The organism is Agrobacterium sp. CNPSo 2736, from assembly GCF_004005385.1.
GTDB classification, from domain to species: Bacteria; Pseudomonadota; Alphaproteobacteria; order Rhizobiales; family Rhizobiaceae; genus Agrobacterium; species Agrobacterium leguminum.
The window spans coordinates 289,279-312,505 of record NZ_RZTX01000006.1 but is presented as its reverse complement, the minus strand read 5'-3'; the positions used below and the strand labels follow the sequence as shown (position 1 = coordinate 312,505).

The 23,227-nt window shown below is 60.0% G+C and carries 23 protein-coding genes, 1 tRNA gene and 1 rRNA gene; 21 read left to right on the top strand and 4 right to left on the bottom strand.

Going from position 1 to position 23,227, the window contains the following annotated elements; genetic code table 11:
• The first annotated feature begins 4 nt into the window (after positions 1-4).
• Together rrf and EM858_RS13480 are read left to right on the top strand one after the other, a co-directional pair.
• A 5S ribosomal RNA gene (gene rrf, locus EM858_RS13485) occupies positions 5-119 on the top strand.
• Positions 120-221: 102 nt separating this feature from the next.
• Positions 222-298 (top strand) — tRNA-Met (locus tag EM858_RS13480).
• Positions 299-871: 573 nt separating this feature from the next.
• Here EM858_RS13480 and EM858_RS13475 read toward each other — a convergent pair.
• Both EM858_RS13475 and EM858_RS13470 read right to left on the bottom strand, forming a co-directional pair.
• Entirely contained in the window at positions 872-1,498 is a 627-nt protein-coding gene (locus EM858_RS13475; RefSeq protein ID WP_080820102.1) for a GDSL-type esterase/lipase family protein, read from the bottom strand.
• 67 nt (positions 1,499-1,565) lie between these two features.
• The gene (locus tag EM858_RS13470) at positions 1,566-2,477 is read right to left on the bottom strand and encodes a 2-dehydro-3-deoxygalactonokinase (RefSeq protein WP_080821038.1); all 912 of its coding nucleotides are present in this window, start codon (positions 2,475-2,477) and stop codon (positions 1,566-1,568) included.
• Positions 2,478-2,592: 115 nt separating this feature from the next.
• On the opposite strand from EM858_RS13470, the gene EM858_RS13465 reads away from it, so the two are divergent.
• From EM858_RS13465 to EM858_RS13410, 12 genes are all read left to right on the top strand, one after another.
• Positions 2,593-3,501 (top strand): dihydrodipicolinate synthase family protein, encoded by a 909-nt coding sequence (locus tag EM858_RS13465; RefSeq protein WP_080820104.1) that lies wholly within the window; start codon positions 2,593-2,595, stop codon positions 3,499-3,501.
• Positions 3,498-4,664, top strand: coding sequence for a mandelate racemase/muconate lactonizing enzyme family protein (locus tag EM858_RS13460; RefSeq protein WP_080820106.1), 1,167 nt, complete (start codon positions 3,498-3,500; stop codon positions 4,662-4,664). The genes EM858_RS13465 and EM858_RS13460 overlap by 4 nt, the downstream gene beginning before the upstream one ends.
• Before the next feature lie 24 nt (positions 4,665-4,688).
• Positions 4,689-5,960 carry a sugar ABC transporter substrate-binding protein gene (locus tag EM858_RS13455; RefSeq protein ID WP_065116468.1) on the top strand — a complete coding sequence of 424 codons (1,272 nt, stop codon included), beginning with the start codon at positions 4,689-4,691 and terminating at the stop codon, positions 5,958-5,960.
• Between the two features lie 83 nt (positions 5,961-6,043).
• Positions 6,044-6,970, top strand: a complete 927-nt coding sequence (locus EM858_RS13450; RefSeq protein WP_080820109.1) for a sugar ABC transporter permease — start codon at positions 6,044-6,046, stop codon at positions 6,968-6,970.
• A 10-nt stretch (positions 6,971-6,980) separates the two neighbouring features.
• A complete protein-coding gene (locus tag EM858_RS13445) occupies positions 6,981-7,811 on the top strand; it encodes a carbohydrate ABC transporter permease (RefSeq protein WP_080820113.1) in 831 nt (276 codons plus the stop codon).
• A gap of 2 nt (positions 7,812-7,813) precedes the next feature.
• Entirely contained in the window at positions 7,814-8,896 is a 1,083-nt protein-coding gene (gene ugpC, locus EM858_RS13440; RefSeq protein WP_080820115.1) for a sn-glycerol-3-phosphate ABC transporter ATP-binding protein UgpC, read from the top strand.
• Positions 8,893-9,867, top strand: a complete 975-nt coding sequence (locus tag EM858_RS13435) for an NAD(P)-dependent oxidoreductase (protein ID WP_080820117.1) — start codon at positions 8,893-8,895, stop codon at positions 9,865-9,867. The genes ugpC and EM858_RS13435 overlap by 4 nt, the downstream gene beginning before the upstream one ends.
• 5 nt (positions 9,868-9,872) lie before the next feature.
• On the top strand, positions 9,873-11,555 hold the full coding sequence (locus EM858_RS13430) for an SMP-30/gluconolactonase/LRE family protein (RefSeq protein WP_080820118.1): 1,683 nt from the start codon (positions 9,873-9,875) through the stop codon (positions 11,553-11,555).
• Between the two features lie 3 nt (positions 11,556-11,558).
• Positions 11,559-12,320, top strand: coding sequence for an SDR family oxidoreductase (locus tag EM858_RS13425; RefSeq protein ID WP_080820120.1), 762 nt, complete (start codon positions 11,559-11,561; stop codon positions 12,318-12,320).
• Between the two features lie 113 nt (positions 12,321-12,433).
• Positions 12,434-13,069, top strand: coding sequence for a hypothetical protein (locus tag EM858_RS13420; RefSeq protein ID WP_080820122.1), 636 nt, complete (start codon positions 12,434-12,436; stop codon positions 13,067-13,069).
• Between the two features lie 6 nt (positions 13,070-13,075).
• Positions 13,076-13,576 carry a hypothetical protein gene (locus EM858_RS13415; RefSeq protein ID WP_127756893.1) on the top strand — a complete coding sequence of 167 codons (501 nt, stop codon included), beginning with the start codon at positions 13,076-13,078 and terminating at the stop codon, positions 13,574-13,576.
• A gap of 72 nt (positions 13,577-13,648) precedes the next feature.
• A complete protein-coding gene (locus tag EM858_RS13410; RefSeq protein ID WP_164865420.1) occupies positions 13,649-14,212 on the top strand; it encodes a hypothetical protein in 564 nt (187 codons plus the stop codon).
• A 75-nt stretch (positions 14,213-14,287) separates the two neighbouring features.
• Here EM858_RS13410 and EM858_RS13405 read toward each other — a convergent pair whose 3' ends face one another.
• Positions 14,288-14,686, bottom strand: a complete 399-nt coding sequence (locus EM858_RS13405) for a hypothetical protein (RefSeq protein WP_127756892.1) — start codon at positions 14,684-14,686, stop codon at positions 14,288-14,290.
• Between the two features lie 259 nt (positions 14,687-14,945).
• Between EM858_RS13405 and EM858_RS13400 the strand changes: the two genes are divergently transcribed.
• The 7 genes from EM858_RS13400 (at position 14,946) to EM858_RS13370 (ending at position 22,215) form a co-directional block, all read left to right on the top strand.
• Positions 14,946-15,464, top strand: coding sequence for a hypothetical protein (locus EM858_RS13400; protein ID WP_080820126.1), 519 nt, complete (start codon positions 14,946-14,948; stop codon positions 15,462-15,464).
• Positions 15,465-15,573: 109 nt separating this feature from the next.
• The gene (locus EM858_RS13395; RefSeq protein ID WP_080820128.1) at positions 15,574-16,200 is read left to right on the top strand and encodes a hypothetical protein; all 627 of its coding nucleotides are present in this window, start codon (positions 15,574-15,576) and stop codon (positions 16,198-16,200) included.
• A gap of 94 nt (positions 16,201-16,294) precedes the next feature.
• The gene (locus EM858_RS13390) at positions 16,295-16,579 is read left to right on the top strand and encodes a YMGG-like glycine zipper-containing protein (RefSeq protein ID WP_080820130.1); all 285 of its coding nucleotides are present in this window, start codon (positions 16,295-16,297) and stop codon (positions 16,577-16,579) included.
• Positions 16,580-16,791: 212 nt separating this feature from the next.
• Entirely contained in the window at positions 16,792-17,466 is a 675-nt protein-coding gene (locus EM858_RS13385) for a response regulator transcription factor (RefSeq protein WP_080820132.1), read from the top strand.
• Between the two features lies 1 nt (position 17,467).
• Complete coding sequence (locus EM858_RS13380) at positions 17,468-18,817, top strand: HAMP domain-containing sensor histidine kinase (RefSeq protein WP_080820134.1); 1,350 nt, start codon at positions 17,468-17,470, stop codon at positions 18,815-18,817.
• Positions 18,818-19,063: 246 nt separating this feature from the next.
• Complete coding sequence (locus tag EM858_RS13375) at positions 19,064-20,257, top strand: efflux RND transporter periplasmic adaptor subunit (protein ID WP_080820136.1); 1,194 nt, start codon at positions 19,064-19,066, stop codon at positions 20,255-20,257.
• Positions 20,258-20,265: 8 nt separating this feature from the next.
• The gene (locus tag EM858_RS13370) at positions 20,266-22,215 is read left to right on the top strand and encodes a MacB family efflux pump subunit (protein WP_080820138.1); all 1,950 of its coding nucleotides are present in this window, start codon (positions 20,266-20,268) and stop codon (positions 22,213-22,215) included.
• A 67-nt stretch (positions 22,216-22,282) separates the two neighbouring features.
• Here EM858_RS13370 and EM858_RS13365 read toward each other — a convergent pair whose 3' ends face one another.
• A complete protein-coding gene (locus tag EM858_RS13365) occupies positions 22,283-23,167 on the bottom strand; it encodes an NmrA/HSCARG family protein (protein ID WP_080820139.1) in 885 nt (294 codons plus the stop codon).
• Positions 23,168-23,227 lie beyond the last annotated feature (60 nt).

Here is a 23,227-nt window from a genome sequence, read left to right as displayed (position 1 = left end):
CCGACCTGGTGGTTATCGCGGGGCGGCTGCACCCGTTCCCATTCCGAACACGGCCGTGAAACGCCCCAGCGCCAATGGTACTTCGTCTCAAGACGCGGGAGAGTAGGTCGCTGCCAGGTCTGCAAAACGCAACACAAATCTTCTCATTCACAAAAACCGGCACAAAGCCCAAATCAAAAGGCCGCATCAAGCGGCCTTTATGCTATAATAAAACCAGTCAACGCGGGGTGGAGCAGCCCGGTAGCTCGTCAGGCTCATAACCTGAAGGCCGCAGGTTCAAATCCTGCCCCCGCAACCATTTCCTACGCTACACTATCCCAGGATAGCCCGAAACTACGATCCAGTACGCTAAACAGCTACGATCAAGCAGGCTAAATCCCCGCAACAAAACACAAATTCGAAAATCAGCAGGCGCAAAGCGGGGCACACGTTCGCGCCAATCTTGCGGCGTGTCCGAGGTATGCACGACGTGACGGCAGCTCAACGACACTCCTCTGATAGGCCTGTCAACTGCCTATAACTGAAAGGTTCATCCCTGACTGCGCAAATGGCTGATCACCATACACGATTTTCGTCATTTCTTGGCTGCCAAGAGCAAGGCGGCAAACCTTTAGCAGTTAATTACGAGGCTCTGATTGCAAGAATTTCAGCGAGATAGCCCGGCATCGTCACGCTAAAAGTGCATCATTGACATTACTGATCACCTACGCCGACAATGCTTCACGATTAAAGTTCCAGATATTTCAGCTGTTTGGGGATCGTTGAACATCAAGGTCAGCGGTTCGGTTCCCATCCACTGCAGAACGCTTTTAGAATCGCAGGTCGAGGATTTTGTTCTCATCAAGGCTAAAAGATAAAGTTGCCGCTTGCCTCAGTTCAGCAGACCCAACGTTTTTCTGAGCGTTTCCGACCAGACCGCATAGCCTGCTGCATTCAGATGAACCAGATCTGGCAGATAATAACGGAACATCGGCAGACCATTTTCACCGATGAGGCCGGGGTTCGGATCAAGCCATGTCGTGCGTTCGTGGCCCTTGCACCAGTCGCGCGCCGTCTGGTTGAAGAGATTGAATTCCTGGCGGTATATCCAGCGCGCGGGACTGTGCTTGATCGCCAGAACAAACACGTCCGCCTGCGGTAGCGCTCGAGAGATGCGATGCCGCAAATCCTGCAGGTGTCGAAGCGTCGTCTGAGCCTTGAGGCCGTCGCTGGCAATATCGTTTTCGCCGAAATAAAGCACCACTCTACCTGGCTTTAAGGGAACCAGGAGCTGGTGCAGGTAGTGGCTGGCGGAGAGGTAGGTGCCGCCGCCAAATCCCAGATTGACGATATCCAGCGAGCCGAGATCCTGGGTGACGGAGTTCCAGATTCGAAACGAGGATGAGCCATAAAAGGCGATCGGATTGTCTGGAAGGCCGATGCGCTGGAGGCGGGCCAGAATGGCAATGATATCGTTTTCGTGACGGCTGGTGCCGATATTGGCTGGGAAGTCGTACATGACGGTCCTAAAACATGTGGGCTGAAAGCCGGATGCCGACATGGCAGCATCCGGCGATCGACAGAGGTTACGAAAGCGCTCGGTGCAGGACAGTCAGGGCCCCTTTTGTCAGTGCGTCATCCGCACCCATGGATGTCTTGAGACCGAACACATCTGCGGCAACCAGATGGAGATCGTTCAGCCCATCATTGCCGACGATAGCTGCCTCGTCTCCCTCCGCATACCATCCGGCATCGCGGGCCTGCCGAAACTCCTGGCCGATGACCAGTCCCCGCACATAGGAGCGCAGCTGATCCGGCGAAAGCCGGCCGGCAAGCCCGCCGGTTCGCGCCGAAAACAGCAGCGACAACATGTCGGCGGATCGTTTTGCCTCTTTCAGACCCCAGCGATAGGCCTCGGGATCATCGACCGGCGGCTGCGTTGAACCGCGCGCGATGAAGGAATGATTGATGAGCAGGTTGAAGATTTCACCGGTAACGAATGTCTGGAAACCGTCAATCCGCCCCGCCTTCACCCGCGCCCATTTGCTGTGGGTTCCGGGGATGATGAGGGTGGCGTCTTCGCCAAGGCCGTGGCCGACGATCTGGGTTTCTTCGCCGCGCATGACATCCGGAAAGGGCTGGCGGGCGGGGTCGTTGAGACCCGGCAGGAAGACGAGGTCGGAGCCGTTCGGCAGCGACCTGCGCACCGTGCCGGCGGCAAGTTCCGCCGGGCCTGCCGGGCACGGTACATAAGCGACTTCCACCCAGCCGTTGCGGCTGGTGATCATGCCGAGGGCCGCGACGGGCAGGGCCCCGTGGCGCGAGAACCAGGGTGCGAGTGCCGCCATCAGCGCCGCCTCGTGCTCACCCTTGCCAAGGCTCGAAATACCGTCGGCGGTTTCCAGATGATCGAGTTCTTCGCCGCCTTCACCAACGAGCGCCGCCCTCAGTGATGTCGTTCCCCAATCGACGATGATCGATGTCGCTGCTGCTGCCATGTCTTGAACCTCGTCGTTCATTTCATCTTGGGGCTTGTCATAGGGTGCAAGTCTATGTAGTGTCAATTAGTGAATTCAAGGTATCAAAATATGATACTTAATTGGGAGGAGAAAGATGGTGGCTGGCCTCAAGGGGATTTTGCCTGTTCTGCCCACGCCGTTTCTGGCTGATGGCGGCATTGACGAAGCGGGTATGAAGCGGCTGGTGGTCTTTGCGCTCGACAAGGGCGTGGATGGTGTCGTGTTTCCCGGTTTCGCCAGCGAGGTGGAGGCTTTGAATGCCGCCGAGCGCGCAACGCTGCTGAAGATCGTCGTGGATGCGGTGGCCGGCCGAGTGCCTGTTGTGGCCGGCGCCAGTGCGGCCGACTGGCGTGAGGTGGTCGAGCATGGGCGGGCGGCATCGGCGCTCGGCATTCGCCACCTGATGGTACAGCCGCCCAAATCGGTCGGGACGGATGCGCCGGCGCTGATCGAATTCCTCGGCCGGATCGTTGAGGCGCTGCCCGAGGTTGAAATCATCCTGCAGAATGCGCCTGCGCCGCGCGGCTCCGACCTTTCGCCTCAGGCAATCGTGGAGATCGTGCGCGCCTTGCCGCAGGTGACCTATGTCAAGGAAGAAACGCTTCCCGCCGGCCCGGCCATCAGCCACATCATCGCCCATGCGCCTTCGACACTGAAGGGCGTCATCGGTGGCGGCGGTGCGCGTTACATTCTCGACGAATATGCTCGAGGTGCTACAGCTGCCATGCCGGCGCTGGAGATCGCCGAGGAACATGTGGCCATCGACCGGGCGCTTGTTGCCGGGCGGCAGGAAGAGGCGCGCCGGATCTATGTCCGCACCCTGCCGCTTCTGGTGTTGCAGGCGGTCTATCGCATGCGGCTGACCAAATATGTGCTCGCCCGTCGCGGTGTGATCGAAGGCGTTGGCGTGCGTGCGCCGACACCCGAGCTTGATGCGGCGGCCATTGCCGATATTGACGCCAATCTGGTCGAACTCGGCCTTGTTGCCGCGGAGGCCGCATGAACAGCCCCATCGCAACCGTCGAAGTCTTCACGCTGACCCAGCCGCGCAAGGTTCCCTATCTTGGCGCGCTCAGGGAAGGCGAGGTGGTCAATCCCAACGGCTACATCGTGCGCAAGGGCAATCGCACGGTCTACCCCACCTTCGACCGCAGCGTGCTGGTGCGGATGACCACCGAGGCCGGCACTGTCGGCTGGGGCGAGACCTATGGCATCGTCGCCCCCGGCGCGGTCGCCGCCCTCATCAATGATCTTCTCGCCGGTTTCGTGATCGGCCGCGATGCGTCCGATCCTTCGGCTGTTTATGACGATCTTTACGACATGATGCGGGTGCGCGGTTATACCGGCGGCTTTTACGTCGATGCGCTCGCTGCGCTCGATATCGCGCTCTGGGATATTGCCGGACAAGAAGCCGGAAAATCGGTTCGCGACCTTCTCGGCGGCGGGGTAGATACGTTTCCGGCCTATGTTTCCGGCCTGCCTGAAAAAACGCTGAAGGCGCGCGGGGAACTGGCGAAATACTGGCAGGATCGCGGTTTTAACGCCTTCAAATTCGCAACGCCGGTGGCCGATGACGGCCCGGCGGCCGAAATTGCCAATCTCCGGCAGGTGCTTGGGCCGCAGGCGAAGATCGCCGCCGACATGCACTGGAACCAGACGCCGGAACGGGCGCTGGAACTGATTGCCGAAATGCAGCCCTTCGACCCGTGGTTCGCCGAAGCACCCGTCTGGACGGAGGACATTGCCGGTCTGGAGAAGGTTTCGAAGAATACCGACGTGCCGATTGCCGTCGGCGAGGAATGGCGCACCCATTGGGATATGCGTGCCCGCATCGAACGCTGCCGCATCGCGATCGTGCAGCCGGAAATGGGCCATAAGGGCATCACCAATTTCATCCGCATCGGCGCCCTTGCCGCCGAGCACGGCATTGACGTGATCCCGCACGCCACCGTTGGCGCCGGCATCTTCCTTGCCGCCAGCCTGCAGGCGTCGTCGACATTGTCGATGCTGAAGGGACACGAATTCCAGCACTCGATCTTCGAGCCGAACCGCCGCCTGCTGGACGGCGACATGGATTGCCGCGAAGGCAGGTATCACCTGCCGTCGGGACCGGGACTTGGGGTAAGACCGTCGGAGGCGGCGCTGGGTCTGATTGAACGTATCTGATTTGGTTTTTTGGAGGAGGAAACCATGACCAAAAGAATGAAAAAGCTGGCGCTCAGCACCGCGACCGCCGTCTTGATGACCATGGGCGCTGTTGCGCCCGCCATGGCCGATACCGTGCTGAAGTTCATTTCCTGGCAGACCGACGATGCCGGAACGGGCGAATGGTGGCATTCCGCCATCGCCGCCTTCGAGAAACAGCATCCGGGGGTGAAGATCGAATTCACCAAGGCGGAGCGCAGTTCCTACGCGGATACGATGACCACGCTTTTCGCCGCCAACCAGCCGCCGCAGATCGTGCATCTGGCATCCTTCGAATTCCAGATGTTTGCCGATAGCGGCTGGCTGGAACCGCTCGACCCGTGGCTGAAGAAGGATGGCATCGACATGACCGGCTGGGCCGGCCAGCAGAAATGCGAATGGAACGGCGAAACGGTCTGCATCATGACCAACTATTTCGGTTTCGTCATGGCCTATAACAAGAAGCTGCTGGAAGAGGCCGGCGTTGCGGTTCCGAAGACCTATGACGAGTTTCTGGCCGCTGCAAAAGCCACGACCAAGGATCTGAACGGCGACGGCATCATCGACCAGTTCGGCACCGGCCACGAAACCAAGGGTGGTCCGGGGCAATATCTGACGGAAATGCTGAACTACATCATCGATGCCGGCGCCTACTGGACTGACAAGGATGGCAACATCACCATCGATACGCCCCAGATGGTCGAGGGCCTTTCACGCTGGAAAACCGTGATGAAGAGCGGCATCAGCCCGGTCGACATGAGCGCCAGCGACGTGCGCAAGCTGTTTGCCGATGGCAAGATGGCCATGCGGCTCGATGGACCGTGGCTTTATGGCACGACTGAAAAGGGTTCGGCCAAGAGTGACATCGTCTATGTCGCGCCGCCGCTTCATCCGCCGCTTGGCGGCTCGTCCAACGTGCTGGCGATGCCTGCCGATATTCCCGACGACCAGAAGGCATTGGTCTGGGATTTCATCAAGCTGACGATGACGCCGGAATTCCAGCGCAGTTACGCCACCCTTGGCGGCAACACCCCGCCAAGCCCGAAGGCGGATGTCTCGGGTGTTGAAAAGACCATCCCGCATTTTCCGGTGCTGATCGAAACAATGAAGGCCGCGTCTGAAGCCGGTATCGACCGCATTCCGACCGGGCTTGAGCTTTTCTACAACGAGTTCAGCAAGATGGTGATGGAAGAAAGCCAGCGGATGATCATTCAGGATCTCGATCCGGCGGAGGTGGCGAAAACCATGCAGGCAAAGGCCGAAGCCATCAAGGGTTGATCCCCCATTGTCCTGATCTTGTTGTCCTGCCATGGCCCGTAAAGGGCCATGGCAATCATTCGCATCCGGCAGGAGGACCATCCATGACCGAACCCGTTCGGGCTGGGCGTCGCAAGTTCTTCGATCTTGCGCGTCCCAGCCGGCAACATCTCCTCGGCTATATTCTGATCGCGCCCGCGGTCCTGATGGTTGCCGCCATCATCGTCTGGCCGCTCGTGCTGGCCATCGACCTGTCGTTCCAGCAGGTCAAGATACCAAGGCTTGGCGGCGCCAGCCGGCCGTTTTCGCTGAGCAATTACACCTGGCTGTTCTCGTCGCCGGAATTCTGGCTGGCCTGCTGGGTAACGCTGAAACTGGTCGTGGTCGTCACCGCCGGCAGCGTTGCGGTCGGCCTCAGCACGGCGCTTCTCGCCAATAACCGTTTCAAGGGCCGCACCGTCGCGCGGCTGGGAATGGCGCTGCCCTGGGCCGTGCCGGAAATCATCGCGGTCGTCATCTTTGCGTGGATGTTCGACACTTCATTCGGCCTGTTCGGCTGGCTGGCGATCAAGCTCGGTTTCACCGACCAGATGATCCCGTGGGTCAGCAGTTCCACGGCCGCCTTCTGGGCCGTGGCGATCACCATGGTGTGGAAGGGTTTTCCTTTCGTCTCGATCATGTGTCTGGCTGGCCTGCAGTCCATCCCCGCCGATTATTATGCGGCGGCCAAGGTCGATGGCGCGAGTGTGTGGCAGCGTTTCCGCTGGATCACCATGCCGCTTTTGATGCCGGTGCTGGGCGTGACGCTGGTGCTGACGCTGCTGTGGGTATTCCGCGACTTTTCCATCATCAAGGTTCTGACCGGCGGCGGGCCGCTGCGTTCAACCCAGACGCTGTCGATCATGACCTATGACCAGGCGTTCCAGTATCACAATTTCGGCCGCGCCGCCGCCGTCGGCGTGCTGACGCTGGTGATCTGCATCGTCGCGAGCCTCCTGATGCTCGGCCGGCGTTCGAAATCGATCTATTGAGGAGGCTTTGATGAAACGGACATTTTTACAGAGCCTTGCCCTTTACGCGACTGTGTTCTTCACGCTGGTGATGATCCTGTTCCCGGTCTACTGGCTGCTGGTCACGGCACTTTCCACCACCGATGAGCTTTACCGCCTGCCGCCGACCTTCTGGCCGGACGATCCGCAGTGGGACATCTTCGCCCGCGTCTGGGCGGCAAAACCGATCCTGCTGTGGCTTTGGAATTCGATGCTGGCGGCCATCGGCTCGGTGGCGCTGTCGATGCTGGTCTCGGTCAGCGCCGGTTATGCGCTGTCGCGTTATTCCATGCGGGGTGGCGCGACCATGGGCCTCTTCGTCCTGACGGCGAAGATGCTGCCCGCGACGCTGCTGGTCATTCCGCTGTTTTCGATCTTTTCCAGCTTTGGCCTGATCGGCAGTCTGTGGACGCTGGTTCTGGCGCATTCGACAATGATCATTCCTTTCGCCACATGGATGCTGAAAGGCTATTTCGACACCATTCCGAAGGAACTGGAACAGGCTGCCATGGTCGACGGCTGCTCGCCGATCGGCGCGATGGTGCGCGTCGTGCTTCCCATTGCCACACCGGGGCTTGCCGCCACCGCACTTTATGCTTTCGTGCTCAGCTGGGCAGACTATGCCTATGCGCGCACCTTCCTCGTCAACTCGCCGGACAACTGGACGGCCAATCTCGGCATCACCACCATGCAGGGCGAATATGTCACCTACTGGAACGACATTTCCGCCGCATCCGTGTTCATCGCGCTGCCGATCATCGCAATCTACCTGTTCCTGGAACGTTATTTGGTCGGCGGCCTTACCGCTGGCGCGGAGAAATAAGCATGGCCAATATTTCCATTCGCAACGTCAGCAAGTCCTATGGCGCGCTCAACGTGCTCAGGCCGTTTTCGCTTGAGATCGAGAACGGCGAGTTCGTGGTGCTGGTCGGGCCTTCCGGCTGCGGCAAGTCGACGATGCTGAAAATCCTTGCCGGCCTCGAACCGGCAAGCGAAGGCCAGATCTTCATCGGCGACAACGAAGTGACGGATCTGGCGCCGGGTGACCGCGACATCGCCATGGTGTTCCAGAACTATGCGCTTTATCCGCACCTCACCGTTCGCCAGAATATCGGCTTCGGCCTGAAGATGCGGGGCACGGACAAGGCCGAGATCGACCGCCGGGTTGATGATGCGGCGCGCATTCTGGAAGTGACCCCCTATCTCGATCGCAAGCCCAAAGATCTCTCGGGCGGCCAGCGCCAGCGTGTCGCGCTCGGCCGTGCCATCGTGCGCCAGCCGCAGGCCTTCCTGATGGATGAGCCGCTGTCCAACCTCGATGCCAAGCTGCGCGTCCACATGCGTGCCGAAATCGGCGCATTGCACAAGCGCATCGGTGTCACCACCGTTTATGTGACGCATGATCAGGTCGAAGCGATGACGATGGCGGACCGCGTCGTCATCATGCAGGGCGGCATCATCCAGCAGATCGCTGCACCCGACGAGCTTTTCAACAATCCGGCCAATCTTTTCGTTGCCGGTTTCATCGGCTCGCCGGGCATGAATTTCCTCAATGCGGAACTGCGTGACGGCACTGTTACCCTGTTGGGGCAACAGGTCTCCCTGCCGGGTGCGGTCGGCCGCCAGGGCAGCGTGATTGTCGGCCTGCGGCCGGAACATCTCGTTCTGGGTGATGCGCCGGTCACTTTCGATGTCCGTCCGACGCTGGTGGAAAGCCTGGGATCGGAAAAATATGTCTATTTCGATGCGGAGGGCGCAAGGGTCGCGGATGGCGAGGAGGGCAAGTCCAAGGGGCTGATCGCGCGCGTCTCGCATACCGGCAGCCTTCCCGGCAATGAGGCGCTCCGGCTCGGTTTCGATCCGGCCCAGCTTTATCTCTTCGATGCAAAGACGGGAGCACGGCTATGATCCTTGTCACCGGATCGGCAGGGCGTGTCGGCCGTGCCGTTGTCGCAGCCTTGCGCGCACAGGGCCGCGCCGTTCGCGGTTTTGATTTGAGGCCATCGGCAACCGGCGGCGAGGAGGTCGTCGGGTCGCTGGAGGATGCGCAGGCATTGTCCGAGGCCATCAAGGACGTGAGTGCCGTCCTGCATCTTGGCGCCTTTATGTCATGGGCTCCGGCGGATCGTGACCGCATGTTCGCCGTCAATGTCGAGGGCACGCGCCGGCTTCTGGACGCGGCGTCAGCAGCTGGCGTGCGGCGGTTCGTTTTCGCTTCCTCGGGTGAGGTCTATCCGGAAAACCGGCCGGCGTTCCTGCCGGTCACCGAGGACCATCCGCTCTGCCCCAATTCGCCCTATGGTCTCACCAAGCTTCTGGGCGAAGAGCTGGTGCGCTTCCACCAGCGAAGCGGCACCATGGAAACGGTGATCCTGCGGTTTTCGCATACGCAGGATGCGGCGGAACTGCTGGATGAGGAGAGTTTCTTTTCCGGTCCCCGATTTTTCCTGCGGCCGCGCATTCGCCAGCAGCAGAATTTCGGAAACACTGCCATCGCCGAATTGCTCCAGTCCCGCGATATCGGTGAGCCGTCGCACATTCTGGCGCGCAATGAAAAAGGCCGGCCGTTCCGTATGCATATAACCGATACACGCGACATGGTGGCGGGCATTCTGCTTGCTCTCGATCACCCCGGGGCGGCGGGCGGCACCTTCAATCTTGGCGCCGATGAACCGGCCGATTTCGCCGCGCTTCTGCCGAAAATTGCGGCGCTGACCGGTCTGCCCATCGTGACAGTCGATTTTCCCGGCGACGGCGTTTATTACCATACGTCCAACGAGCGGATCAGAAACACTTTGGGGTTTGAAGCGGAATGGACGATGGACCGGATGCTGGACGACGCGGCGGCCGCAAGGCGGCAGCGACTCGCGAAGGAGTAGAGGCAATGAAACCGGAGACGCCGGGCGGCACGGCGGCACTGGCAAAGGGCCTGACCCTGCTCGACATGGTCGCCGATGCGCCGGAACCGTTGCGTTTTGCCGAGCTGCTGCGTGCCTCCGGTCTGCCGAAGCCGACATTCGCGCGCATCCTGCGCACCCTCATCGCTTATGGCCTCGTCCGTCAGGATGAGGCCCGTGGCACCTATGTGCTGGGCCAGCGTTTTCTGGAAATGTCCCATAAGGTCTGGGAGAGCTTCGATCTCGTCTCGGCGGCGACGCCGGAACTGGAGCGGCTGGCCGCCGAACTGGGGGAGACGGTTGCGCTGTGCCGGCTTGACGGCACCATGACGCAATATCTCGCCGAACGCTCGCCGAACGGTCTTTCGGTGCGCGTCGAGGTGGGACGCCGCGTTCCCCTGCATTGCACCGCACCGGGCAAGGCGCTGCTCGCCTTTCAGGACCCCGCCGTTGGCCGTGCGCTGCTGGATCGCCTGACGCTCGATTTGCAGACACCCAAAACCATTACCAGCCTCGATGCGCTGCAGGCCGATCTGACGCTGACGCGGGCGCGGGGTTATTCGATTTCCTACGAGGAGCATCTGCCGGGCGTGAATTCGGTCGCCGCCCCTGTCATGGGTCGGGACAATACGCCGATGGGCGTGCTCGTTGCGCTCGGGCCGTCGTCGCGGCTGGATTCCTCCAATATCCATCCCGCCGGACGTGAATTGATTGCCGCCGCCCGCCGCATTACCGGGGCAGCCGGGGCCGTGGCGATCAGCTCGCGGCCGCGCCCGCGTTCGGCAACGGGCCGCCCCAGCGCCGAACTCAGCTGCATTCTGCCGTGGGGTGCGCAACTGGGGGAAAGCCCGGTCTGGCACGAGGGGGAAAACGCGCTCTACTGGGTGGATATCCTGCATCCCGCGGTGCACCGCTTCGATCCCGCCACTGGCCGCAACGAAACCTGCGAGACCGGCAAGCTGGTCAGCGCCGTCATTCCGGTCACCGGCGGGCGGTTGCTGGTGGCGTCGCAGGATGGCGTCGAATGGCTGGATTTCGCCTCCGGTCGGTTGACACCCTTCGTCAGTCCGGAAGCGGGCATCGCCGACAACCGCCTGAATGATGCCAAATGCGGGCCGGATGGCGCGATCTGGGTCGGCTCGATGCGCATCGATGCTTCCAAGCCCACGGGTGCGCTTTATCGCATCAATGCCAATGGCGCATCCGAGCGCAAGGAAGGCGGCATCATCGTTTCCAACGGTCTCGGCTGGAGCCCGGATGGCAGGACGTTCTATTTCGTCGATACCGTGCCCGGCCTCATCCATGCCTATGATTGTGATCCGGCGACGGGCGCGCTGTCGCAGCGCCGTGAATTCGCCCGCATTCCGGTGGCCGATGGCCGGCCGGATGGTCTGGCCGTGGATGCGGAAGGCGGTGTCTGGTGCGCCATCTGGGATGGCTGGTGCGTGCGCCGTTATCTTCCGAACGGCAAGCTGGACCAGGTGATCGACATGCCGGTACCGCGCCCTTCCAGCATCGCCTTTGGCGGGCCGGACCTGTCGACGCTGTTCATCACCAGCGCCCGCACGCGCCTGCCTGCCTCGACACTCGCCGATGCGCCGCTCTCCGGCGGCCTGTTTTCCTGCCGCCCGGGAATTGCCGGCGCGCACATATCGCTGTTTGAAGGATAAAGGATGCGTCTCGAAAGCGTCTTTGGATTGAAGGGCCGCACGGCGCTCGTCACCGGTTCCAGCCGTGGCATAGGCGCTGCCATTGCCGAGGGGCTGGCGGGCGCGGGAGCCCATGTCATCCTGCATGGCATAAAGCCGGGTGCCACCGCAGCCGTGCAGCACCGGATCGACGCAAGCGGCGGCACGGCGCAGGAACTGGCGGGCGATCTTTCCGAACCCGGTGCCGGTCGTGACCTCATCGAACGGGCCGAGGCGATAGCACCGGTCGATATTCTTGTCATCAATGCCAGCGCCCAGATCAACGCCGCGCTTTCGGAGCTGACACCGGACGATCTGGCGTTTCAGCTGGCGGTCAATCTGGGCTCAACGGTGGATATGCTGCAGGCGGCCCTGCCGCGCATGGCGGCCCGCAAATGGGGCAGGGTGGTTTCCATCGGCTCGGTCAATCAGCTGCGGCCGAAGGGCATCGTCACCGCCTATGCCGCCACCAAGGCTGCGCAGCACAATCTGATCCAGAGTCAGGCGCGGGATTATGCGCGCGACAATGTGTTGCTCAACACACTCGCGCCCGGCCTCATCGACACCGACCGCAATGCCCACCGTCATGATGAGGACCCCGAAGGCTGGGCGGAATACGTCCGGACGCTGAACTGGATGGGCCGTGCCGGGCGGCCGGAAGAGATGGTGGGGGCCGCCATCTTCCTGTCGTCTCAAGCCTGCAGTTTCATGACCGGGGAGAACATTTTTCTGACAGGTGGATATTGACGGATTTGCCGGCACGGCTTGCTACTAGTGGGAGGAAATTCTTGCAAAGATGACTGACATCCTCCAGCCTTTCATCGTCGGTGTGTATGCACGCTCGAAAGACCGGAGAAAGCATGGGACATTTTAATATTGTTTATCAGGGTTTTTCGCTTAGTCTGCCAATAGCGGAAGAAGGCATCGTACTTTGGGCGGTATCCGGTTCCTTTCCCGGCCAGACCCTGGGCGATTCCATAGGGCTGAACCTGAAGCTGACTTCCCCGAAGTTTTTCTTCGATCCGCATAATGACCCGGAGGATGATTTCGCCCAGTGGCTGAACCCCGGCCTTGACACACAATGGCTCGCTATCCCGCTGAAACGCTTTCAGAACCGCGACTACCGTTCTCTCGACGGGTTGCGTGTCGAATTCAGGGGTGAAGGGACACGCAACGCACTGACCAATGACGACTGGTGGGAAGCCCCCGGACTTGTCGCGACATATAGTGACGAGTTCTTCAAACGTGCTGACATCACCATGCGTCATGATGGCGGCGGGAGGTTCAAAGCGGATGTTTCGGGCGAAACGCAGTTCGGTACGAGTTTTGACATCTCGTTCGATGCTCCGCTGACTGTTCAGCTGAATGCCTATCGCAATTCGGCAACCGCGGATGAACTGTTGCAATGGTTTGACAGGTTCCTGCGGCAAAGTGATTTCGTTTTCTTGCAAGAAAAACGCGGTGAGGACCTCTACCTACGGGGTGCGGTCAGATAGCGCGCCATGGATTTCGTCCCGACTTCATGGATCACTGTGATCGACGGAAACCTGCATGTCAGCGGCAAGGTCTCAACACAGATTGAGGGGGGCGATGGGCATGTTACCCTCGTTGTTTTCGGTCATCTGAACTGCGGCAGCGTCGATAATGACTGGGCCAGCATTATCTTCGTCACCGGAGATGCCGTCGTCAGGGAGTGGGTTTTCGCGTCCAGGGAAGACTCGTCGATGGTTGTCGGTGGCGATTTCAGGACGCCGATTTTTATCGGTGCCGATATCTGGGTATCTGTCGGCGGCTCGGTCGAGATGGAATACGGATACGGGTATGCAGTCGCTCTTGCATGGTTCGCTGATGCCTATGGCGCACCCCAGGTACGGCCGACATATGGTTGGCGCGAGTTGACCATGAAGCTCGGCTTGGGGCATGGTCGTATTCCCGAGGAGCAGCTTGTGGAATTGCTGGAAGAGCGTTTGCGAACGACAGGAAGCCTGTTGCGCCCGGTGTGAACGCCGGGGCATGATCCTCAACTGGCTGCATCCATCCCGCACGTTTACTTTCGGACGCGGCGGTCTGATCCCATGGACGATGACGAACCGGAGAAGAAAATGAGGAGCGCAGAGCGAGCAAGTCCGCTTCGGTATCTTGAGATATTGACCATTGGCAGCTTCTGCGCTGCATTTTTGAGCTTCGGGGTGGCCACGGCGATGCCGGCGGACATGACGGCGGAGCGTCTTCTCACTATCTGTGAAGCGCCCACCGTGCGGACCGCGATGATCAAGGGTGACGAACTTGGCTGGCCGCGGCTGACCGATGCGGAAACAGAGGAATGGCGTCGTAGTTTCGTCGCCTATAATGGCGGTTCGGTGGACGTTGTGGGCTGGCGGCAAGAAAAGGCAGGCGGAGTCGAGTCATTGTCTTTTTGGCTTGCTACTGGTTCGAACGGACACAAAGCATGCGCATATTCCACGCCAAGACCTGCCGGTTTCCTGGATGCGTTCTCGGAGAGGCTTGGCGCACCGGATAATCTGGACAAGAATGACGCGATCGAAAGTACGACAGCCTGGTGGAAACGAGGTGCGGTGGAGTATTCTTTTGTTCAGGTAGGTTCGTCCGCCGTCATCAATATCGGCTCAAGTCGGTGAGGTCGTGGCGTATACCCGCAGGTAAATTGTCACGCAACCCGACAGACCGCCCCAAAATGCGAGACGTAAAAGGTTTCAGGTTTTTCGCGAGATAATATCGCTGGAACTGAAGGCGAAGATCGCAATCATCAAGAAGCTGAGTGCGGATGCCACTTGCGCACCCCATGACTGACTTTGAGCGACGAGCATACTTCCCCAGCTAGGTTCAGGCGGTGACGCACCGAGGCCGAGAATGTCCAACTCCGCATGTGACACAACTGCCCACGCGAAGACGGAGATCGTGAGCGCGGCAGCGGCACCAGGCGAAGTATCTCGTTGGAACACATACGCGATTGCGACACCCCACAGTGGGCCAAGCACAAAGCAGTTCGTCCAACCTGTCAGTCCCGCGCCGGCAATGACGATCAGTGAATGATGAACAACGGCAAAATGGGGATTGTGCAAAGTGCGGTTGTGAGCAAACGGTTTGGCCACCGTGGGGCCAACAGGAACGACAGAACTGAGTGCAGGCCATGGCTGGGAAACCGTCAGGACTGCCGCCGTCTCGCATGCTGGGTGTGCCGTTTTCCGCATAGGACGACGACAATGTCCTTGAGATGTTGAAAACCGACCTGTCGACGTTCAAACGTCACCCGTTTTTTCCGGTGTCTCCGGGGACACGCCGCCATTTCGCGCGGATGCTCCCCAGCAGTCGTTCAATTCCAATGGCGGATTATGCGAATATATACCCGCTGTGAACGAGACCGTGCTTTTCGGACGATCGTCCAGCGCAAACAAACTCCTTCCTCAGAAGGAGCGTGAAAACGAGAACAAGGAAAGCGCCTGGAAATTCGGTGAACTGAGCAAGGACTACAAGGACGCCGGCGTCGGCAAGAAATATCAGCGTGGCGTCAGGGAGTATCTTGCTTCGGGCTATACACGCCGCAACCCGGACGGAAAGACCGACCATGACACCGACTGGCGCGGCAAATGGAAGGAGCGCAATTTCCAGGTTGCCGAATATACCTGGTGGAAAGCCGACAAAAAACTGGCTGGAGACAGCTTTGGTGATCCGGCAAAGGATTGGGCTTCAGGAGAATACAAGCTCGGAGCACTGGAAGGTGACGGAAAGGCCGGATTTTCTGTCACCAAAGGCGGAATTGATGCCAAATTGAGCGCAAAAGCCAGTGCCGCCGCTGCCCAGGGCAAAGTCGAAGTTCTCAAGGACCAGGTCACGGGCGACCACCAACACTTGCACCGGTCTATCCGTTGACGGAAGAGCGGGACTATGTCGCGCGGCTGAGAAAATTACTGGCCTGCGCGCTTGCCGATTGCCTTGCGCAATTGGCACAGCGCGGACAGGAGCGCGCGGATTATGGGGGATGCTTCTGCTGCTGCCCTATTGGATGGAAGGCGGGGTTGTCGCCGAGGCCTTTGATGCCAGGCTTAAGCAAACCCCTCTGACGCAGGTGAAGAGCCTATCCGTTTCCTTTGGCGGACAGGCGGAAAGCCTGCAGCTTGTTGGCCGGGATGGTCCGGAAATCGTGAGGAGAACGGGGAGAGTTGTCCTTGCTGCGGTTGTCGACAGTTATATTCACTCGGACATGCTCGACAGTCTGGCCTATCACGGTGAACTGCTGACACGTGACAACCCCTACGGCATGATTCCCGGCGAAGCTGCGGCCGTGTTCGCACTTGGGCCGGAAGATGACGCGCGGCTCGGCCGGATTGCGCGCCTTGCGATCATGGAAGAGCCTGAAAACCCGATTGATCCCGAGCGCGGATTGATGGGCCGCGCCCGTGCGAGCTGTTATGGGGCCCTCCTCGAAGGCGGCTTTTCTCCGGATCGCTTCATTGTCGATCTCAATGGTGATCGCGTACGCGCCGAGGAATTTGGATATGCGATCACGACCAACGCCGCACAAATGGCCGACCTCTCCGACAGGGCAGAAATCCCCGCGCTTCAATTTGCGCTTTCGACCGGTATCGATATTGACGGTTCTGCGTAACTTTCACGTAATTTTCGGTGTCCATACGTCTCCGCCTTGGTGCGTCACAACGGTCGACGGCCGACCGTATCGGCGATGGCTCGAAAGGACAGACATGAAAAAGATCATTTCAGGCGTATTCGTTTGCTTGACGCTGACAGCGTGCAGTCAGACGGAAAAGGGCGCCGGCATTGGTGCGGCAAGCGGCGCTATCATCGGTGGGTTGGCAAGCGGCACGTGGGAAGGCGCTGCAGTGGGAGCCGCCGCAGGCGGCGTGGGAGGAGCCGTGGTAGGCAACATCAGCGAACGTAACGACAGGAACCGCCGCGACCGCTGGGAACAACGGGACCGCCGCGACTACGGATGCAGATACCGGGATCATTACGGTCGCTGCCGATAAAGATTGCGGCTTGGGTGGCGCATGTCAAAGGCGATGGATATCGGACTGACTTCGGTTTCTCCGGTCTCCCACGTCCGTAGCAGTTTCATGATGTCCCGCAACCTGATGGTCAGGGGGCATCACGACTGTCGAGGTTATCTGAACCCAGAGCCGTAGTTTTGCAGTAAAGACTATCGGGAATGACGGTCCGAGACTTGACTGATTAGGCGACTATGAAACTTCTACTTATCGAAGACGATCCGGAAATGACGGATGCCTTGAGGACGGCCCTCTCGCAGCATGGCATCGTGCTGGACGCTGTTGGAGATCTGGCGATGGCGCGGGAAGCAATCGCCATGGCGGATTACGATATTGTCCTTATCGACCGGCAACTGCCGGATGGCGATGGCAGTACCTTCCTCGCCGATTTGCACCGCACGGGTTCAAATACGCGATCGATCATCATCTCCGCTCTGAGGTCGACCGACGAGCGAATTTCCGGCCTCAATGACGGCGCCGATGACTATTTGCCGAAGCCGTTCGAAATTCCCGAGCTGATTGCCAGAATGAGCGCTGTGCTGAGGCGGGTGCCGACAGCCGGCCCGTTCGTCCTGTCGGCGGGAAACGTCACCTATGATCGGGTTTCATGCGATGTGCATGTCAACGGCATCAGGCTTGCGCTCACCCGAAGGGAGCTGCTCATCATCGAAACTCTTCTGAGAAACCGCGGTCGTACCGTGTTGCGCTCCTCCCTTGAGGGGCAGGTCTATTCCTTTGACGACGAAATCCAGTCGAACTCACTGGAATCCAATATGTCTCGCCTGCGCCGAAAGCTTGGCGAAGCGGAGGCCGACATTGTTATCAAGAATATTCGTGGCATAGGCTACTACCTTCATGAGCAGAAATAGGATGACCAGCACATCCCTTCGCTGGCGATTCACTTTTGGTTTTATTGTCCTGCAGTTCTGCGCGGTCATCGCGTCGCTCAGCCTGGTTTTCTATCTCCTTTCTGGCCTCAAGCCCGATGTGGCGATCACGTCCATCTGGCTGTCTCAGGAGATCGCAGACTCGGTTCGTCTCGAGCCGAATGGCCGGCCCCATCTGGTTCCGACGGCCGAGCTTAAAGAGATTATGGAGGAAGCCCCTGACCTGTGGTTCGTGGCAGACCTTGGAAAAGATATTGTCCTTGCACACGGCGCGCCTCCCGGGAAAATTGCCGACAACATGCCATTCCTGCGGGCGTTCAGAAGTGTCGAGCTCCATGGTGACCTGAACGATCCGCTGAGTGTCGCCCGCATGGAGCGTTTCGACACAGAGGCCGGCGAGGCAACGATTTTTGCCGGCGGTGTTTCGATGTCCCAATATGGTGTGACCGTGCTGTTGGGGAACCTTGCCATCGGCGTGCCGGCGCTGATCCTCGTCGCCATTTCCCTGATTGGCGTCCCGTTTGTCACACGCTGGGCTTTGCGGTCCTTCAGCGATCTGACCAGGCGTCTCGACAGGATCGATCTCGACACACGTGGCGCCCTGGTGGAAGAGCGGGGCTTGCCCACTGAGGTGCTTCGTCTCGTGCGCGATATCAACAGGGCGCTGCGTCGTCTCGATAGCGGCTTCGAGGCGACGGAGCGCTTCTTCGTCAACGCGGCCCATGAACTTCGAACGCCGATTGCTGTCCTGCAGGTGAGAATTGATACGCTTTCACCAGGTGCGGACAAGACACACCTGCAGACGGCCATCAAGCGACTTACAGCGATCGCAAACCAGCTTCTCGACACCGAGAAGTACCGGCAGAAGCCCCAGCAGAATGCACCCGTCGAACTCAACAGCGTTGTGTCGAAGGTGGTTGCCGACCTTGCTCCCCTGGCGATTGCCGAAGGTTACGAGATTTCGTTCGATAGCGATGCGGAAAGCCTGTTCGTTCCCGGGGATGCCGAAGCTCTGGAGCGTGCATTCGTCAATCTGGTTCGTAATGCAGTCCAGTACGGAGGCGGACGAGGACAGATATCGGTCAGTATTGAGGCTGACGGCAGCGTGACTGTCGCCGATCAGGGCTGCGGAATTGCTGGCGACAAGCAGTCGCGCATATTCGAGCCGTTCTACCGGGTCAGTCCTCACGGCTCAGGTGCGGGTCTGGGGCTCAGCATGGTCAACGAGATTGTCACCCGTCACGGCGGCTACGTTGAGCTTTCGTCCGCTCCAGGCAAGGGCAGCACATTTGCCGTACGCTGGCGCGAGAAGCGCGTTTTCCAGCAGCGGTAGGTCCGTCGCCTGCGCCAACAGGTCAAGGCATCTTCATCCGTCGACGTTGGCTGGGCACGGCCGCGATCACCTGATGTCTGGCGGGCAATCTCTGGCACGCCATCCACATCGCAAACACTCTTTGCCGATCGGTTGATTTTACAGCGCGTGCCAAACGGATAGGCGCGACGACGGCTCCCCGTAATTTTCAGGTAACTCTCGTGACAGAGAAAGCCCGCAAATTTCAATAGCATGGGCCACGACTAAATGACACGACACATTACCCGCAAGCGTTTGATCCTGGGGGCGGCAACCCTTGTCGGTCTGCTGGGCGTCTGGCTGCTGTTTCTGCGTCCGCCGGCGAAGCTTGAACTGGTGACGGCGCAGGCGCGAACGGGTGACATTGAAGAGGTGGTGCTGGCGACCGGGGTTCTCGAACCGCTCGAGCTGGTGCGTGTCGGCGCTCAGGCCTCGGGTCGCATTGAGCATCTGGCTGTCAAGATCGGTGACATCGTCGAGGCTGGCCAATTGGTGGCCGAGATCGATTCCCAGACCCGGCGCAACACCTTGCGGGACCGCGAGGCCGCTTTGGCCAACATCCGCGCCGTTCACGCCGCGCGCAGCGCCGGTCTGGTGAAAGCCGAGAAGGATTTCGAGCGCGAGCGTGACCTGCTGGCAGGTGGTTCCACGCCGCGCGCCCAGTATGACGCCGCGGTTGCGATGCGAGACACCGCGCGGGCTGAGGTTCAGTCGCTGGACGCTCAAGTCTCCCAAGCGCAGGTCGCGCTGGAGTCTGCGGGTATAGAACTGGACTATACGCGCATCACTGCCCCAATCGCCGGCACAGTGGTCGCGATCGTCACTGACGAGGGCCAAACCGTGAATGCCCTGCAGACCGCGCCGACCATCGTCATGATCGCGCGATTGGACACAATGACGGTGCGCGCGGATATCTCCGAGGCTGACGTCGTGCGTGTGCGGCGAGGCCTGCCGGTCTGGTTCAGCATTCTTGGCGATCCGAAGCGCCGTTTCGATGGGGAGTTGCGACAGGTGGAACCGGCCCCGGCCTCCATCGCCAACGAGAGCAACGCCGCCGCGAGCCGGATTGGCTCAACCAACGGCGCGGTCTATTACACCGGGCTGATCGACGTGGCGAATGCGGACGGGGTCCTGCGGCCCTCCATGACGGCGCAGGTGTCCATCGTCTTGAGCCGCGTCAGCGGCGCCGTGCTGGTTCCGCTCAGTGCAGTGGAAGGGGCGCCCCGGGCCGGCGATACGGCGCGGGTCCGCGTACTGGACGCGAAGGGCGAGGTTCAGAACCGGCAGGTGCAGGTCGGCATCGATAACGGCGCGGACATCCAGATTCTTAGCGGTCTTCAGGCCGGCGAGACCATCGTGCTTGGAGCATCCACGGACGAACGCACGGATGGCCAGGCTCAACTGGCCGCGGCGAAGAGGTAGGGCGCGTTATGACTGAACCACTGATCCGCGTACGTGGGGTATCCCGCGCTTTCCCCGCAGGCGACGAGATGGTGCGGGTGCTGAAAGACGTCGACCTCGACATCGAGGCCGGCGAGATGATGGCCATCATCGGCGCCTCGGGCTCCGGCAAGTCGACGCTGATGAACATCCTTGGCTGCCTCGATCGTCCGACGGACGGCAGCTACTGGATCGAAGGACGCGAGACCTCGAAGATGTCCGTGGACGAACTGGCGGCGCTACGCCGCGAGCGTTTTGGTTTCATCTTTCAGCGTTATCATCTGCTTGGCGATCTCAGCGCGGCGAGCAACGTCGAGGTGCCGGCCATCTATGCCGGACGCAGCCGATCCGACCGGCACAAGCGAGCGATCTCCTTGTTGACCCGGCTGGGCCTCGCCGAGCGGACGGGCAATATCCCGGGCAAGCTTTCGGGCGGCCAGCAGCAGCGGGTGTCGATCGCCCGCGCCCTGATGAATGGCGGCGAGATAATTCTGGCCGACGAACCAACCGGAGCGCTGGATACGCACAGTGGCGCCGAAGTCATGAAGATCCTGCGCGAGCTTCATGCCGAAGGGCACACCATCATCCTCGTCACTCACGACAAGAAGATCGCCGAACACGCGGATCGGGTTGTAGAGATCAGCGACGGCGTTATCATTTCCGACGAGCGCAATATATCCAAATCCGCCGCGACGGCGCGTCCCATCCGCGAGCACGCGCCGGGCGCTGGCTGGCGTGGCGCAATTGACCGGATGACCGAAGCCTTTCGCATGGCGGGCGCAGCAATCTGGGCGCACAAGATGCGCTCGCTTCTGACCATGCTCGGCATCATCATCGGTATCGCCTCGGTGGCGGCTATCTCGGCACTGGGAGCCGGCTCGCAGCAACAAATCCTGAGCAGTATCAGTTCGCTTGGCACCAACACGATCGAGGTGCGGGCCGGTAAAGGCTTCGGCGATCTGGAAGCGGGCAAGATACGGACGCTGGTTCCCGCCGATGCCGAAGCGCTGGTGAACCAGCCCTATGTCGACAGCGTGACACCAACCGTCACGACGAGCGTAACTGTCAAGCGCGCCGCCGTGGCCGTCAATGCGTCAGTCACCGGAGTTGGCGCGGACTTCTTTCGTGTACGGGGCCTTGAGCTGGCGCATGGACAACTGTTCGACGCCCAGGATGTTATCGCCTACAGCCAGAATGTGGTGATCGATGCAAACGCCGCGAGAGATCTGTTTCCAGACCGGGTAAACCCGGTGGGGCAGGTCATCCTTCTGGGCACAATGCCGGCGAGGGTCGTGGGTGTGACGAAACGGGAAAACTCCTTCGGCCCGGCGGTTGATACGTTGACCGTTTATGCGCCCTACACAACCGTCATGGGCCGCATGCTGGGTCGTCCGAACGTCGACGGCATAACGGTCCGTATCAGAGACGATGTCGACCCGGGCAATGTCGAGGCCGCAGTTTCCCGCCTTATCGAGCGTCGGCATGGCGCGAAAGACTTCTTCCTTACCAACTCGGCGACCATTCGCGAGACTATCGAGACCACCACGCAAACCCTGACGCTGCTGATTTCGTCAGTTGCCGTGATCTCGCTGATTGTCGGCGGCATCGGCGTGATGAATATCATGCTGGTATCCGTGACCGAACGTACCAAGGAGATCGGCGTTCGTGTGGCTGTCGGCGCGCGCCGCAGCGACATCCTTTCCCAGTTCCTGATCGAGGCCGTCATGGTCTGCCTTGTCGGCGGCTTCATGGGAGTGATGCTCGCCCTCGGGATCAGCGCTCTTTTCAATTTGCTGAGCCCCGACTTCAAAATGATCTTCTCTTCGGGCTCCATCATGGTGGCCTTCGCCTGCTCAACCCTGATCGGAATCGTCTTCGGCTTCCTTCCGGCTCGCAATGCGGCAAAGCTGGACCCGATCGAAGCCTTGGCGCGTGACTGATGAACCGCAAACGTCTGCTCGATAGCCGTTGTGGTTCGCTTGTCATTATTGAGGCTGGCGTATGTCCCTAGACAGACGGTTGCAAGGCTGCATCGAGCAGCTTGCGCCCATTGCCAGCCAGCCAGGACCTGAAAGTGAGAAGGTCGGGGTTAATTTCGCGCATGACTTTCAGATCGACGAGCTCGGCGAGCGGCCCGTCTACCAGGCTCTCTGCCATATGCGCGAGATCTGTGTTTGCAGCGAGAACGTCATCGGGAAACCGTTCATAGGTTATCGAGCGACCGGCCGCTTCGCTGAAAGCGACCTCAAGTTCATGCCCGGTCAGTCGATCGCTCGCGATCTTAAGTGTTGCACCGCCAAAGCGATACTTGTCGGCAAGCACGGCAGCGACAAACCTGCCGATGTCTTCCACGGCGGTAAGCTGAATGGAATGGTCGGGTCGGATCAGGGACACCAGCCGGCCCTCCTCCAGACCGAAGCCAGGTCGCACCAGCATTTCCATGAAAATCATCGGCCGGATTATGGTCGTAGCCATGTCGAGCTGTCGAATATGGGCTTCGATACGGGGCTTGGCGTCGAAACGCGGAACGCCTGTCAGTTCATTCCCCACGCTGGCGCCTGAGGAATAAACAAAATGGTTGATGCCGGTTTCGGCAGCGATATCCGCAATCGATATACCATGACGGACTTCGTCTTCGGCAGCCAGGCTGGCTGGCAGTACGCTAAAGACACCGTAAGCGTCTTTCATCGCTGTGCGGATTACTTTGGTCTCTTCAAATGAACCCTGCACAAGCTCGACGCCTGAATTCCGCAATTGCAGCGATGCAGCTTTGGTGGAGTCCGGAACGAGTGCGCGAACAGGCCATCCCGCCTTCAACAAGGCTTTGGCGACAGATCCTCCCTGCCTTCCGGTAGCGCCGAAAACCAGAATGGGGTGCTTGCTATTGGTCACTTGAAACCCTCGCGTTAAACAAGGACCGTCTATATATACGAATGTAATTCTGCCGGAAGA